Source organism: Gordonia sp. ABKF26 (genome assembly GCF_041103195.1).
In the GTDB taxonomy this organism is placed as follows: Bacteria; Actinomycetota; Actinomycetes; order Mycobacteriales; family Mycobacteriaceae; genus Gordonia; species Gordonia terrae.
Genome location: NZ_JBGCVZ010000003.1, coordinates 2,604,544 through 2,619,009, shown reverse-complemented (window position 1 = coordinate 2,619,009; position 14,466 = coordinate 2,604,544). Strand labels below are relative to the sequence as shown.

Genomic DNA, 14,466 nt, shown 5'->3' with positions numbered 1-14,466 from the left:
GCCAAGACCTTACCCGCGTCGAACTCTACCGTCCGGCCAGGATCGGCAGGCCGTGCGAAGCGCTCAGAGTCCGGAGGCCGGACGCGACTCGGGCCCGGGTTCGGTCAGGGCGCGGTCGGTCGACCGGATCGCCTGGCGCGCAACCTCTGCCGCGCCGACGACGCCGGCGGTCTCGCCGAGTTGGGTACCGCGGATGCGAGCGAGCTGGCGGTGTCCGGCGCCGGTGACCTGCCGGGCATAGTGTTCTCGGGCCTCGTCGAGGAACAGGCCCGACGCCGCGCCGACGCCGCCGGCCAGCACGATGAGGTCGGGGTCGAAGATGTCGGCGATCATCGCGAGCCCCTGGCCCAGCGACGTCGCGAACCGCCCGAACGCCGCCAACGCCACAGCGTCACCGTCCGCGGCGGCGCGGGCGACGCGACGGCCGGTCAACGACCCGGGATCGGCCGCGACGTCGGCCGCCAGTTGGCTTCGTCCCCAATCGCCGTCGGCGAGCAACTCCACCACGGTGTCCACCAGGGCGGTTCCGCTGCAGTACCGCTCCCAGCAGCCGCGCTTGCCGCAGGCGCAGGCACGCCCGTCCGGGACGATCGTGAGATGTCCGAGTTCCGGTGCGACACCGTAACTTCCGCGGTAGATCTCCCCATCGATGACGAATCCCGCGCCGATTCCGGTACCGATCGCCAGCACGACGGTGTTGTGTCCGCGCGCGGCGGCCCCGAACCGCCATTCGGCCACCGCCGCGGCGTTGGCGTCGTGTTCGGCGAAGACCGGGATGCCGACGCGCCTGGTCATCTCCTCGGCCACCGGCGCCTCACGCCAGGGCAGGTGCGGCGCGAACCGGACGATCCGGCGGTCGGTGGTGAGGAAACCGGCGATCGCGAGCCCGACGGCCTTGGCGTCCCACCGCGACGTCAACTCGCCGACGAGCCGGTCCAGGCAGTGCTCGAGCGCGTCCGCGGTGGGCGGGGTCTGCGCGCGGAGCGTGTCGAGCATCGTCCCCCGGTCGTCGACGACCGACGCACGCACGCTGGTGCCGCCGATGTCGATGCCGATCGTCAAGTCGCCCATCAGTTCTCCTGCCCGGGGCCGGATGCGGGGGGCGGTGCGGTCGGGCGCGGTGCGGTCGGGCGCGGTGCGGTCGGGCGCGGTGCGGTCGGGCGCGGCGACCCGGCGTCGCGATCGGTTGCCGCCACGTTGACCCGCACCGCGATCGGCTCGTACTGGCGCGGGGTCGCGGATGAGGTCGGCGAGGAGCGCAGCGCCTCGGCGATGGCCTCGAGCACGGCGATGACGGCCGCTATCAGCCGGGCGACGAGGTCACCGATCTCCGCGAGCAGCGAGGTGATCTCCCCCGATGCCCCGGAGAGCGCATTTCCGAGCGGACCACCGTCGACGAGGGCCGCGAACCCCGGCCGGGCGCCTCCCACATCCCCACCATCGGGAGTGGCCGACTGCGGAGCCGGCGCGAAGAGAGCGGCCAGGTGGTCGATCTGGGCGGCCAGCCCGAGCAGCAGGTCACGGACCGGGTCGGCGGGCCCGTCTCGACGCTCGTGCGCGGACCCGTCACCGGCCTGCCGGAACGTCTCGTCGTCCGTGCCCATCGCGAACTCACCCCTTCTCCTGGCCCCGCGCGTACACCCACCCGCGTGTCTGTCGTCGGGGTCATCGGCACCGTACCCTGCCGGGTCGAACAGTGCGGTCTCCGAACGTACCCCGACCGGGTCGGATCATTCCACCATCGCCGTTCCCGCTGGTCGTCGGAGCGACTCGCGGTGTCGACGATGCATGCGGGCTGATCGGATCGGTTCTACGACCGGGGCCAGACCGACGGATCGGGGACGAACCCGATCCCCAGCCTCGCTCCGTCCCAGTCGGCGTCGACCACCGTGCATCGCCGCAGGACCGAGGGCAACCGCACCGGATGACGGAATCCCGCGATCGTCACCAGCAGGTCGTCTCCGCTGCGCCCCAGGGCCAGCGAGTCCGGATCCGGCAGGCGCTGCGGCCAGGACAACCGGTACACCGGGCCCGCCGGCCTCCCGTCCACGCGGCCCTGACCCGCCTCGACCTCGGCCGCGGCCGACCCCCGCGGGACGCCGTGCGGCTCGGGCAACGTCACCGACAGCTTGCGCAGCCGGGCCATGCGATCGATCGTGTCGGCCGATTTCTCGACCACCTGGACGTGCACGGATCGGGAGCCGACGGCGTCCGCGAGTTCGGCCTGCACCATGTCGGCGATCTCGGCCGCCGACTCGGCACCGACACCCGCGTTGACCTGGACCGAGGCCAGCGGCAATCCCATGAGGTCGGCGGCGGCGAGGTGATACCCGGTCAGCCGCCGGCTCCGGTCGTCTGCGGCGAGCACGAGATGTACCGCGACCACGTGTGGGTCGGCGAACAGCTCGGCGATGTCGAGGCAGTCCCGGTCGATGGCGTCGACCGCGGCCGTCAGCTGGGCGACCATCGGACGTTCGGCGGCCATCGCGAGACGCCGGTGCCGAGGCCAGAACCGGTTGAGCGCCTGGCTGAGAACCGCTCCGCCACGCAGGAATTGGAGCGGGTCACCACACCCGGAGCAGTCGACGACGATCCGCTGCCACCGGCCGCTGACCGCCTCGTCGCGGATACGCCGCAGGAGGAGGAAGTCGTCGATCCCGGGCAGTGCGGTGAGCTCGGCGGCATCGATGCCCGCGAGTACGCCGACCCCGGGAAGCATCGTCTTGCTGCGGCTCACCGTCTGCTCGAGCACCTCCGCGAACGCCGACCACGTGCGTTCGGTGAGGTCCAGCCGATCGAGGCTCAGCAGGTGCAGGTATTTGGACACCACGATGGGCTCACCCGGCCGGCGATACACCCGCGCCCAGTCATGCACCGGCGACCAGCGGTCGACGGTGATGAGAAGCGTGTCGGGTTCGGCGACGGCGAGGCCCGATCGGGGCGTCGCGCGGGTCGCCCGGTTGGCGGCGGGACGCCGGGTCGCGCCGGCGGCTGCGATCGCGGAGACACCAGAACCCCCCGGACCGAGCACCACGTGGATGGGTGTGAGATCGATCAGCCTTCGACCCTCTTCTTGAGGTCGTTCAGTGCGGCGTCGGTGATGGCCTTCTCGGCGCGTCGCTTCAGTTGTCCGATCATCGGCACCTGGAGATCGACCATGAGTTCATAGGTCACCTTCGTCGATCCCGGAACCTGCTGGGTGAGTATGTAGCGGCCGCGTTGATCCTTCTGCAGATCACTCGACACGAGGCGCCAGGAGACCGATGTGGTGTTCGGATCCCATTCGTAGGCAAGCACATACGTGTCCTGCAGGACACCGGCGTCGAGGACGAAGCGAACCTCCAGGGCGCGGCCGGACTCATCGGCGCGCAGCACCTCGACCTCGCGGGCGGCGGTCACCCACTCGGGGTAGTGCTCGAAGTCGGCGATGACGGCGAGGATGGCGTCGGCATCGGCGCCGATCACGATGTCGCGTTCGGTGTGGTCGGCCATCACGGCGCCCCGGTCGCGGTCGTGTGCGGTCCGGGAGCCCGGTCGTGGCCCGCAGCGGGGCCGCCGACGACACGGCCGTCCTCGAGCAGTCGTTTGACCTCGAAGGAGACCTCTTTGCCCGTCACCCGACGCTGCTTGTTGGCCTCGGCCAGCACGTCGGCCCGGGCTCGCGGGTCCTCGGGCAGGGGGGCGGTGGGCTCGGCATGGAGGAAGTAGTGCAGCACGAAGCCGTCGAGCACCGCCTCGTTCCAGATCTCCATCGTCCCCGACACCGGACCCTCGACCCGCCAGCGCACGCCCTGCTCGCCCCGGTCCTCGGTGACCGCCAGCCGGAGGTCCGGCCACCACTTGCGCCAGTTGGCGGGGTCGCCGATCACGGCGGCTGCCGACGGCGGTGCCGCGGCGACGAAGACCTCGTCGGCCACCTGGATGCTCGTCACGCCCACTAGCTTCACATACTCGCGTCGGCGCAGGGTAGTGCACCCGAAACCGACGTCGCGATCAGTCCGATTCAGCAGCGGGGATACGATTCGGTGACTGATGTCTACTGGAGGGTAACCACGATGGGTGAGTACAGCGTGCCCGCGAAGTTCTCGATCGCCGACGACGAGAACTGCACGAACATCATCTTCGGCCTGGCGGAGCGATCACCGCAGCACATCGTGTTCCGCCACAAGCAGGGCGACCGGTGGGAGCCGGTCACCGCCGCCGACGCCGCGTCCCGGATCTCCGCGATCGCCAAGGGCCTGATCGCCTCCGGCGTCAATCCCGGCGACCGCGTGGCACTGCTGTCGCGCACCCGCCTCGAATGGAACCTCTTCGACTTCGCGATCTGGTCGGCCGGCGCGATCACCGTCCCGATCTACGATTCGTCCTCCGCAGGTCAGATCGAGTGGATCATGCAGGATTCCGGCGCGGTGGCGATCGTCCTCGAAGACGACGGACATCGCGCCGAGTTCGAGTCCATCGACTCCCTCGCCACGCCCGTCACCGTCTTCCAGATCGACCGCACCGACGCGCCGGGTGCCGTCGACGAACTCGTCGCGGCGGGCGCCGACGTCCACGACGACGAGGTCGCAGCCCGCCGGGCCACCGTCAAGGCCGCCGATCCGGCGACCCTGATCTACACCTCGGGGACCACCGGACGCCCGAAGGGTTGTGAACTGACCCACGCCAACATGCTCTCCGAGGTGCGGGCGGTCCTCGCCGGCGACCTCCTCGACAAGGTCATCGCGCGCGACGAGAAGCGTCTGCTGATGTTCCTCCCCCTCGCCCACGTGCTCGCCCGCGCCATCACGCTCGTCGCCATCGAGGCCGGCGCCGAGGTCGGACACACCAGCGACATCCCGAACCTGGTGGACGAATTCGCCGTCTTCAAACCGTCACTCATCCTGTCGGTGCCGCGCGTGTTCGAAAAGGTCTACAACACCGCCCGGCAGAAGGCGCACGACGGCGGCAAGGGCAAGATCTTCGACGCCGCGTCCGACACCGCGATCGCCTACTCGCAGGCGACGGAGAAGGGGCAGGTCGGTCTGGCGCTGAAGATCAAGCACGGCGTCTTCGACGCCCTCGTCTACAAGAAGCTCCGCGCCGCTCTCGGCGGTGAGTGTCAGATGGCGATCTCCGGCGGCGCTCCGCTCGGCGCCCGCCTGGGACACTTCTTCTCCGGCGTCGGCGTGCCCGTCTTCGAGGGGTACGGCCTCACCGAGACCACCGCCGCCTTCAGCGTGAACACCCCGTCGGCGTCGAAGATCGGCAGTGTCGGGAAGCCGTTGTCGGGCAACGCTGTCCGAATCGGCGACGACGGTGAGGTGCTGCTGCGCGGCGGTGTCGTCTTCACCGAGTACTGGCAGAACCCGGAAGCCACCGCGTCCGCGGTGGTGGACGGCTGGTTCCACACCGGCGACCTCGGCACCGTGGATGCCGACGGATTCATCACGATCACCGGGCGCAAGAAGGAACTGATCGTGACCGCCGGCGGCAAGAACGTCTCCCCCGCCGGACTCGAGGACGTCATCCGCGCGAACGCCCTGATCTCGCAGGCAACCGTCGTCGGTGACGCGAAACCTTTTGTGGCCGCACTGATCACGATCGATCCCGAGGCGTTCCCGGCGTGGAAGGAACGCACCGGGAAGCCCGCGTCCGCGACGGTCGCCGATCTCGCCGACGACGCCGACCTGCGCGCCGAGGTCCAGTCGGCCGTCGACCTCGCCAACAAGACGGTGTCGCATTCCGAGGCCATCAAGAAGTTCCGGATCCTGCCGACCGATTTCACCGAGGAGACCGGTGAGATGACACCGACCCTCAAGGTCAAGCGCAATGTCGTCGTGGAGAAGTTCGCCGGCGACATCGAGGCGATCTACCAGCGGTGAGCTCGCCGCCGGCGTGGTCCGCCGGCGCCGGTTGCCCTCAGAGCAACTGGCGCAGGCGGGCCGCCATCTGGCTCCACTGCCAATTCTCGACGACGTAACGCCGCCCGGCCCGGCCCATCTCGGCCGCCGCCGCACGATCGGAGAGGATCGACAGGATGGCCAGGGCGACGGCGTCGACGTCGGTGCCGTCGACGGCGGTCCCGGTGACCCCCTCGTCGATGGTCTCCGGCGCACCACCGGACAGACCCGCGACCACGGGCACGCCGGACGCCGACGCCTCCAGGTAGACGATGCCCAGCCCCTCGACGTCCAGTCCACCACCCCGCGTCCGGGACGGCATCGCGAACACATCGGCGATGTTGTGGTAGGCCGCGAGTTCGTCGGCGGGCACCGAACCGGTGAAGACGACATCACCCGCCACCCCCGTGTCGGCGGCGAGGTCGCGCAGGGTCTTCGCGTAGGGACCTCCACCGACGATGACAAGCGCGGCGTCGGGAATCGTGCGCCGGATCAGCGGCAACGCACGGATCAGGACGTCCTGTCCCTTGCGTGGCACGAGACGCGACAGACAGAGGATCGTCGGTCGCTCCCCCAGATCGAGACGGTCGCGAAACTGCTGACGCAGCACCGGGTCCGGGGCAAAGCGCTCGGTGTCGACACCCGGGGGCAGATGTTCCAGCGCCGCCCGCGCGCCGAAGGCCGACGCGAACCGGCCGCGGGTGTAGCGGCTGACGAAGGTGATCACGTCGGAGTGGCGACCGATGTGACCGAGAACCTGGCGCGCGCCCGGGAGCATCGACCACCCGACCTCGTGGCCGTGCGTGCTCGCGATGATCCGCTGCGCGCCCGCACGACGCATCGCCGGCGCCAGCACGGCCAGCGGCGCGGCCGCCCCGAACCACACCGTCGAGATCTGTTCCCGGCGCACGATCTCGGCGGCGCGGCGGGCGACGAACGGCGTGGGCAACATGAGGGTCGTCGGGTGCCGGTACACCCGGTAGGCCGCGGCTGCATCGAACTTCTCGTGCGAGTCGCCCCGCCAGCGAGGCGCATAGACGACGACGTCCTCCGGCGGCAGCAGATCCACCAGGTTCTGCAGGTAGGACTGGATACCACCGGGCCGGGGCGGAAAATCGTTGGTGAGCAACAACGTCCGGGTCATCAGCCGACCTGCCGGACGAGCCAGCGCTGCCAGCCGGTGATCAGTTCGGCGCGCGTCAGCCCGAGGGTCGAGGTGATCGCCGCGTCTTGGGCCGCGGGCACGGCCGACGCCGCGACACCCATGTACATCTTCTTCAGGTGGGCCTCGTCGAATCGATCGGCGACGTAGGCGGCCAACGACCACGCACTCTGATAAGCCACCAGTGAAGTCTGCCCGTCCATCGCGAAGTCGGGATCGGCGGGTGGGCCCGCCGGGAGCGCACCGGTGCGCACGGCCGCAGTCAGATCGGGCGCGGCGTCGGCGAACCGCGTGTATGTGCCCTTGCGGCCGACATATTCGGCGACGCCCTCGGTGATCCACAACGGCGCGTCGAGAGCGGTGGAGGTGCGGGCGGCGACGTGCGTCAGCTCGTGCCGGAGCACGACGGCGAGAGTGGGAGGCGCGAGCTCCCGCGCCGTCGGGGTCAGGATGATCCGCTGACCGGTCGCGGTGCGCTGCACCAGGTCCACGGTGCTGTGCACCGTGGCGGCGGCTGCCGCGCCGGTGGCCGCGCGCCCGCCGGGCACCAGTGCGGTGAACTGGTCGTCGGTCGCGGTCGCCACGACGACGGCACGACGATCCCAGGACCCACCCCAGAACGCGGTGACGGCGTCGACCGCCCCGGGCAGTTCACGTCGCAGCGTCGCCACCGTCGGCGCTGTCCGGAGGTACGACGCGACCACCGATGTACCGCCGGCCGTGGCGGTGTCGGCGACCTGGAGTCCGGGCAGCTCCCACATCTGCGTCGGGGGCGGCTCGCGCCCCAGGGCCTCGGCGTCGCCGACGAGGCGCCACTCGTCGCCGTGACGGGCGACCACGAACTGCGTACCGACGACCACCTCGGACTCCGCGATACCCGGGGCGGTCTCGCCGCCGAGCGCGTAGCGCAGCTCCACCGGCGCCACCCAGGAGTCCGAACTGCCCCCGGCGTCGAGGAGCTCCTGGAGGTCGCCGGGGACGAGCACCTCCGCCTCTTCGGTGGGCGCGAGCTGATACGTGAACGTCGCGAACCGCAGGATCCCGGAACGACCGTCCCGCGGCGTGAACCGGCGGGGCGCGAATGTGCCGGTCGCGGTGACGAATCTGTTTCGGAACGCCGGCGTCGCGGCGGTGTCGAACAGGGCGCCGATCGCCCGGACATCGCCGGAGCGCACGGTCTCGGTGAGCGAGTCGAGCAGTCGGGTCACCCCCGCGGCACGATCACGCTCGTAGACGTTGACCTCGGTGGTCGACGACGCGGGTGCGGTGGACGAGCCCCCGCCCGGAATTCCGACCGTGCCGCATCCGGTGGCCACGACAACGGTCAGGGCGACAGCGGCCAAGGCCGGGCCGGCACGTCTGCGCCGTGGGGTCACCGGGGACTAGAACCGGCGGGCGGAGTTGTACGGGCCGGCCTCGTCGATCGGCACCACCTTCACCGGGACGCCGAAGGTCGACGCATGGATGACATAGCCGTCGCCGACGTACATGCCGACGTGGTGCGCGTCGGGGTAGTAGATGATCAGGTCACCCGGCTTCAGATCGTCGCGGCCGACGGATTGCCCGCCACCCATCTGCGCCTCGCTCGAGCGCGGGATGGTCTTGCCCGCCTGCTTGAACGCCCAGACCATGAGACCCGAGCAGTCGAACGAGTTGGGTCCGGTGGCGCCCCACACGTACGGATCACCGATCCGGGTCAGGGCGGCCTGAACCGCGACGAGTCCGGCAGCGGTGCCCCTGGGCACCAGGCGCGGATCGAAGTCGAAGGTGGGTCCGCGGAGCGCGGCGAGCTGCTTGCCGGTCATGGACTTGTAGATCGCCCGGATCTGGATCGCCTGGAGCTGCAGGTCGGCCTGCTTCGTCTGCAGATCACCGCGCACGCGCTCGGCGCGGGAGACCGCCTCGGAGGCCGCCACTGCCGTCTGCTCGGCGTCTTTCTTCGCGACCGCCGTCTGAGCACGGACCTTCTTGATGGCGGTGAGATCCGCCGACGCCTGACGGGAGATCATGTCCAGGCCCGACATCTGGTCGAGCAATGCCTGGGGGGAGTCGCTGATCATCACCGCGTAGAGGCCGCTCACGCGGGCACCCTGGTAGCTGGCGCGCACGATCGCGTCGACCCGGTTCTGATGCACCGCGAGCTGGGCACGGCTCGTGTCGAGCTTCTGCTGCGCCTCGGCCGCCGCTGTCTTGGCCGCCGTCACGATGCCGCGCTGCTTGTCGTATTCGATCTTCGCGTTGTGCATCGCCTCGGTGGTCTTCTCCGCGTCGACGCCGAGCTGCTTGTAACGGTCGAGCAGTTGATCCGCCGAACGCGCGGGCACCGCGCGGGCGGCACCGACCCCGCCACCGACCGTCGGTACGAGCACGGCGAGCGCCGACAGGACGCAGACCGCAAGCATCAGCGGACCCGAACGCATACGTGGCCGCGTTGCGCGAGCCCGTCCCTCCCCGATCAGCACGGTCCTACTCACTCCCTCGTGTGTGCTCGTCGCTCCCTGAGCAACCCGGGTCGTCGTCACCCGTGCCCCACGTCCCGTCGACCACCCTAGGCCGCCGACAGGCCCCCGGGACTGGTTCGGGCGGATCGCGATCCACGCGACCCGCCCGTCCAGAGACCCTCGTGCTCAGTCTGTTCGTGTTCGGTTGTGGTCAGTACCGACGGATGCCCGTCAGCGTCCACTCCTTGACGGCGTCGCGCTTGACCGGCGTGCCGTAGTTGGACGAGTGGACGAACTGGCCGTTGCCGACGTAGATGCCGGCGTGGCCGCCACCGTTGAAGATCATCACGTCGCCGGGCTTGGCGTCGGAGTAGGACACCGCGCGTCCGCCACCGAGCTGGCCGTAGCTGTCACGCGGGATGTTCTTGCCGGCCTGCTTGTAGGACCAGTAGACGAGACCCGAGCAGTCGAAGGCGTTGGGGCCGGCGGAGCCGTAGGAGTACGGGGAGCCGATCTTGCTCTCCGCGGCCTTGACGGCCTTCTCACCTGCGGTCAGCTGCGGCTGGCCGAGCGGGGCGCCGCCCTGCGGGCGGAACTGCTGCGGAATCTGGTCCGGCGCGATACCCGGCACGGTGAACTGTCCCAGGTTGGGGATCTCGACCGTGGCCGCGGGCGACTTCTTCACGGGTGTGGCCTGAGGTGCGGGCTTGGCCTCCGGGGCCTTCGCACCGGGCAGTGCCGGGATCTCGAAAGTGCCCAGCGGGGTGTGGACCGGGGCGGCGAGAGCAGGGCCTGCGGCGGCGGCGAGCGAACCGAGCGTGATCGATCCGGCGATCACCGCCTTCCTGGCGACCGTGCTGCCACGATTGGGCTGTTCCAAACGATGTTTGGCCACGAAGCGAGTTCTCCTTCAGATCTTCCTGTACCGCCGACCGAGTTAGCTGTCGGGTTCGGGCCGGAAGAGTGGCCCTACGCGTGTTTCGCGCATGAGGTATCCACTGGACACTCATGCGTGGCAACGCGATTCACCCCGATTCGGAACGGTTTCGCGAGAAGCGCATCGATGGTGATGCGCTCCGACGAGCCCGCCCGAAGGTTGTGGTTCCCCGGTTCGCCGCGAGGGCGATTGAGCGGTGACTACTGCGGACCACTTCTGTTGAAGCGGGACGCTCCGCAAGGTCTCAGAAAGGTTACGAAATCGGATGCGCCCTGTCCACTAGGCGACGGACAGCCAAACCTGGGCCGATTCTCAGCCCGCCCTGAGGACCGTCACAGAGGCCTGCCGATCTGGCCCCTGAACTGCTTCTTTGGCGGATCTTGCAGATCGTGCAGCACTACTCGTCACCATTGCAGCAGCCTGCAGAACGTCGATGGCGAGGTCGATCTCGGCGTCCGCCTCGACCGTTGCCGCCGTTACCGAAACTCCACCTTGGTCCGCCATATCGTCCCAGCTCGGACCGCCAAACAGCACCGTCATCATGCACCCGTCACAGGCGACGGGACGGGCGGGGCAGCGCGCGCAGTCGACGTACATAGTGTGATCTCCATCTCATCTGGTGAGGCGGGGCCGTGTGGGCCCTCGTAGGGGTCGTGGTCACCGTGAGAACACCGCATTTCTCACGTCCAGGTGGAGAGTAGGAGCGACCACCGACAAGTCCGTCGAACAGCGATCGACACAGCAGTCACAGCAGTCACATGAGCGACGCTCGGTGCGCCGCCGTCGCGCTGTCGGTGGATCGAACTAGTGTTCGCCGGGTGACGCAGACCAGCGTGGCCGGCTCCCCCGCCGGGCAGCTCACCTTCGCCGACCTGGAGGCCGCCGATCAGGTGGCCACGGGTGACTCGTCGAACGAGTTCAGCGACCGCTCCCTCTTCGACACGACTCTCGTCGTGGTCGACCTGGAGACCACCGGCTCCGATCCGGCACGCGACCGGATCACCGAGATCGGCGCGGTCAAGATCCGCGGCGGCGAGATCATCGGCGAGTTCGCCACCCTCGTCGATCCCGGCCGGCCCATCCCTCCGCAGATCGTCACCCTGACCGGCATCACCACGGCCATGCTGACCGACGCACCGCGGATCGAGTCGGTCCTGCCCTCGTTCTTCGAGTTCGCCCGCGGCTCCATCCTGGTGGCGCACAACGCTCGATTCGACATGGGCTTCCTGCGCCAGAACGCGATCCGGCTCCAGCTCCCGTGGACGTTCGGCCTGACCCTGTGCACGGTGACCATGGCCCGGCGCATCCTCACCCGCGACGAGGCACCGACCGTCAAGCTCAGCGCCCTCGCCGACCTGTTCGACGTCGCGGTGCGACCCACCCACCGGGCACTCGACGACGCGCGCGCCACGGTGGAGGTCTTCCACCGACTCCTCGAACGCGTCGGCAACCAGGGCATCGCGACCGTCGGTGACCTGACGTCCTACCTTCCACGGACCGACCCGCGGCTACGGGCCAAGCGCACGCTGGCCGACCACGTTCCCTCCCGTCCCGGTGTCTACCTCTTCCGCGGACCGTCGGACGAGGTCCTCTATGTGGGTACCGCGGTGGACCTCCGCCGTCGGGTCCGGTCGTATTTCAGCGGGAGCGACCCGCGTCGCCGCATCGCCGAGATGGTGCTCCTCGCCCAACGGGTCGACTTCGTGGAGTGCTCCCATCCCCTGGAGGCCGCGGTTCGCGAACTACGGCTGCTGGGCGCACACGCACCGGCGTACAACCGTCGTTCGACGCAGCCGCACAAGGGATGGTGGGTGACCCTGACCGAAGAGCGCTTCCCGCGCCTGAAGGTCGGTCGCACGCCCACCGACGAATCCGTCGGCCCGGTCGGCAACCGCACCAACGCGGCGACCGTCGCCGATGTGATCTCGGCGGCCGCCGGCCTGCGGACGTGCACCAAGCGGCTCGGCGCCAACGGCTACCACTGGTGCCCCGACGCCGACGGACGCCGACGCCCGGGCTCGTGCCGGGCCGCCACCGCGCAACCACAGACGGTCCCCGACTACTCCCCGCGCGTCACCGCGGCTCGACGCCTCATGCGGGGTGAGGCCGACGAACTCCTCGACGGCCTCACCGCACGCCTCGCCGACCTCGCGCAGGCCCACATGTTCGAGACGGCGGCGCGACACCGGGACCGGCTCGCGCTGACAATAGACACCCTCGCCCGCTGTCAGCGGCTGGCGGCGCTCTGCGCGATCGCCGAGATCGTCGTCGCGCGACCCGACGGCGAACGGGGATGGCAGTTCGCGGTGATCCGGCACGGACGCCTCGCGGCAGCCGGACGGGCACGACGCGGCGTCTCCCCCATGCCCGTCGTCGACGCACTGGTCGCCGCGGCCGAGACCGTGCTGGCCGGCGACGGACCGCTGCGCGGCGCGCCGGCCGAGGAGGTCGGTCTCGTCTACCGCTGGATGACCGAGCCGGGCGCGCGCATCGTCTCGACGAGCGAGCCGGTCGCACTACCGGCCGGCTCCGCCGAACGCCGGCTCGGCTGGTCGCAGTCGGCGCACGACGCACGTGCGGCCAGGCCCGGCACCCACCCTCGCGTGCGACAGGCGAGCTGACCCGGACACACCACTAGGCTGACGGCATGATCACTGCCATCGTCCTCATCCAGGCCGACATCCACCGCATCCCGGAGACGGCACAGGCCGTCGCCGACATCCCCGGGGTCGAAGAGGTGTACTCCTGCGCGGGCGACGTCGACCTGATCGCGAAGATCCGGGTGCGCGACCACGAGCAGATCGCGACGGTCGTCACCGGCGAGATCAACCGGCTCCCGGGCGTGCTCAAGAGCGCCACCCACATCGCCTTCCGCAGCTACTCCAGCTCCGACGTCGAGGGCGGATTCTCCATCGGCGAGAACTGACTCACCAGCACGTCAGGTGATGAGGGCCCTGCAGTCGTCAGGCGTGTGCCGCGAGCTGACCGCTGAGATCGGCCCACCGCTGCAGCAGGTCCGCGGCGGCACCGTTGTCGATCGCCTCCGCGGCGCGGCCCTTCGCCGCGCCCAGCGCGTCGGTCAGTTCCGCCGAGGTCATGGGTGCGTCTTGTTCGAAGGCGACGATGGCCCCGGCCGAATTCAGCAGCACCGCGTCGCGGACCGGACCGGTGGTCCCGGCCAGGAGCTCGCGCGCGATCGCGGCATTGACCGTCGCGTCACCGCCCTGCAGAGACGACAGTTCAACGCGCGCGATGCCCAGATCGGTGGGATCCACGCTGAGTTCGTTGACCTCCCCCGCGATGACCTGCCACACCGTCGACGTGGTGGTGGTCGTCAGTTCGTCGAGACCGTCGTCGCCGCGGACCACCAGCGCGGAGCCGCCGCGCTCGGCGAAGGCCCGGGCCAGGACCGGGGCCAGGTCGGCGAATGCGCAGCCGATCAGCCCGCGCGACGGTGTCGCGGGGTTGGTCAGCGGCCCCAGCACGTTGAATACGGTCGGGATGCCGATCTCCTTGCGCGGGGGGCCGGTGAACCGGAACGCGGGATGGAACACGGGCGCGAAGCAGAACCCGATCCCCAGTTCGTCGACACATCGGGCGACCGCCGCGGCGTCGAGGGAGATGTTCACGCCCAGCGCCTCGAGCACGTCGGCACCGCCGCTCTTCGACGACGCCGCCCGGTTGCCGTGCTTGACCACCGCGACCCCCGAGGCGGCGATGACGATCGACGTCATCGTCGAGATGTTCACCGTGTGCGACCGGTCACCGCCGGTGCCGACCACGTCGACCGCCGGCCGGCTGACGTCCACGAGCGTCGCGTGATCGAGCATCGCCCGCGACAATCCGAGGAGCTCCGCGGGCGCCGCCCCCTTCATCTTCACGCCGACGCCGAAGGCGGCGACCTGAGCGCCGGTCGCGCTGTCGGTCATGATCTCGTTCATCGCCCACGCGGCCTCGTCCGCGCTCAGGTCGAGGCGATCGACGATCTTGCCGAGGATCTGCGGCCAGCTGAAGTCGGACTGTGCGGTACTCACGAGGAGAAAG

The 14,466-nt window shown here is 69.8% G+C and carries 13 protein-coding genes and 1 riboswitch; of the genes, 3 read left to right on the top strand and 10 right to left on the bottom strand.

Going from position 1 to position 14,466, the window contains the following annotated elements; genetic code table 11:
* Positions 1-63: 63 nt before the first annotated feature.
* The 5 genes from AB4Z55_RS12260 to AB4Z55_RS12240 form a co-directional block, all read right to left on the bottom strand.
* Positions 64-1,071: an ROK family protein gene (locus tag AB4Z55_RS12260; protein WP_369519800.1), complete on the bottom strand. Its 1,008-nt coding sequence runs from the start codon at positions 1,069-1,071 to the stop codon at positions 64-66.
* Positions 1,071-1,604, bottom strand: a complete 534-nt coding sequence (locus AB4Z55_RS12255) for a hypothetical protein (RefSeq protein ID WP_369519799.1) — start codon at positions 1,602-1,604, stop codon at positions 1,071-1,073. Before AB4Z55_RS12255 ends, AB4Z55_RS12260 begins: the two co-directional genes overlap by 1 nt.
* A 206-nt stretch (positions 1,605-1,810) precedes the next feature.
* Positions 1,811-3,034: an ArsA-related P-loop ATPase gene (locus AB4Z55_RS12250; RefSeq protein WP_369519798.1), complete on the bottom strand. Its 1,224-nt coding sequence runs from the start codon at positions 3,032-3,034 to the stop codon at positions 1,811-1,813.
* A 20-nt stretch (positions 3,035-3,054) separates the two neighbouring features.
* Complete coding sequence (locus tag AB4Z55_RS12245) at positions 3,055-3,492, bottom strand: SRPBCC family protein (protein WP_004022899.1); 438 nt, start codon at positions 3,490-3,492, stop codon at positions 3,055-3,057.
* Complete coding sequence (locus AB4Z55_RS12240) at positions 3,492-3,947, bottom strand: hypothetical protein (protein ID WP_239401073.1); 456 nt, start codon at positions 3,945-3,947, stop codon at positions 3,492-3,494. The genes AB4Z55_RS12245 and AB4Z55_RS12240 overlap by 1 nt, the downstream gene beginning before the upstream one ends.
* A 108-nt stretch (positions 3,948-4,055) precedes the next feature.
* Between AB4Z55_RS12240 and AB4Z55_RS12235 the strand changes: the two genes are divergently transcribed.
* Positions 4,056-5,864 carry a long-chain fatty acid--CoA ligase gene (locus tag AB4Z55_RS12235; protein ID WP_369519797.1) on the top strand — a complete coding sequence of 603 codons (1,809 nt, stop codon included), beginning with the start codon at positions 4,056-4,058 and terminating at the stop codon, positions 5,862-5,864.
* Between the two features lie 37 nt (positions 5,865-5,901).
* Here AB4Z55_RS12235 and AB4Z55_RS12230 read toward each other — a convergent pair whose 3' ends face one another.
* The 4 genes from AB4Z55_RS12230 to AB4Z55_RS12215 form a co-directional block, all read right to left on the bottom strand.
* Positions 5,902-7,026, bottom strand: coding sequence for a glycosyltransferase family 4 protein (locus AB4Z55_RS12230; protein ID WP_369519796.1), 1,125 nt, complete (start codon positions 7,024-7,026; stop codon positions 5,902-5,904).
* A complete protein-coding gene (locus tag AB4Z55_RS12225; protein ID WP_239401077.1) occupies positions 7,026-8,420 on the bottom strand; it encodes a hypothetical protein in 1,395 nt (464 codons plus the stop codon). Before AB4Z55_RS12225 ends, AB4Z55_RS12230 begins: the two co-directional genes overlap by 1 nt.
* Before the next feature lie 6 nt (positions 8,421-8,426).
* A complete protein-coding gene (locus AB4Z55_RS12220; RefSeq protein ID WP_239401222.1) occupies positions 8,427-9,464 on the bottom strand; it encodes an NlpC/P60 family protein in 1,038 nt (345 codons plus the stop codon).
* A 232-nt stretch (positions 9,465-9,696) separates the two neighbouring features.
* Positions 9,697-10,380, bottom strand: a complete 684-nt coding sequence (locus tag AB4Z55_RS12215) for a C40 family peptidase (RefSeq protein ID WP_369519795.1) — start codon at positions 10,378-10,380, stop codon at positions 9,697-9,699.
* Positions 10,381-10,396: 16 nt separating this feature from the next.
* A riboswitch (cyclic di-AMP (ydaO/yuaA leader) is annotated at positions 10,397-10,628 on the bottom strand.
* Between the two features lie 612 nt (positions 10,629-11,240).
* Between AB4Z55_RS12215 and AB4Z55_RS12210 the strand changes: the two genes are divergently transcribed.
* Both AB4Z55_RS12210 and AB4Z55_RS12205 read left to right on the top strand, forming a co-directional pair.
* Complete coding sequence (locus AB4Z55_RS12210) at positions 11,241-13,043, top strand: DEDD exonuclease domain-containing protein (protein WP_369519794.1); 1,803 nt, start codon at positions 11,241-11,243, stop codon at positions 13,041-13,043.
* A gap of 26 nt (positions 13,044-13,069) precedes the next feature.
* Positions 13,070-13,348, top strand: coding sequence for an Lrp/AsnC family transcriptional regulator (locus AB4Z55_RS12205; RefSeq protein ID WP_004022908.1), 279 nt, complete (start codon positions 13,070-13,072; stop codon positions 13,346-13,348).
* Between the two features lie 37 nt (positions 13,349-13,385).
* On the opposite strand, the gene trpD is transcribed toward AB4Z55_RS12205, so the two are convergent.
* Positions 13,386-14,456, bottom strand: coding sequence for an anthranilate phosphoribosyltransferase (gene trpD / locus AB4Z55_RS12200; RefSeq protein ID WP_239401083.1), 1,071 nt, complete (start codon positions 14,454-14,456; stop codon positions 13,386-13,388).
* Positions 14,457-14,466 lie beyond the last annotated feature (10 nt).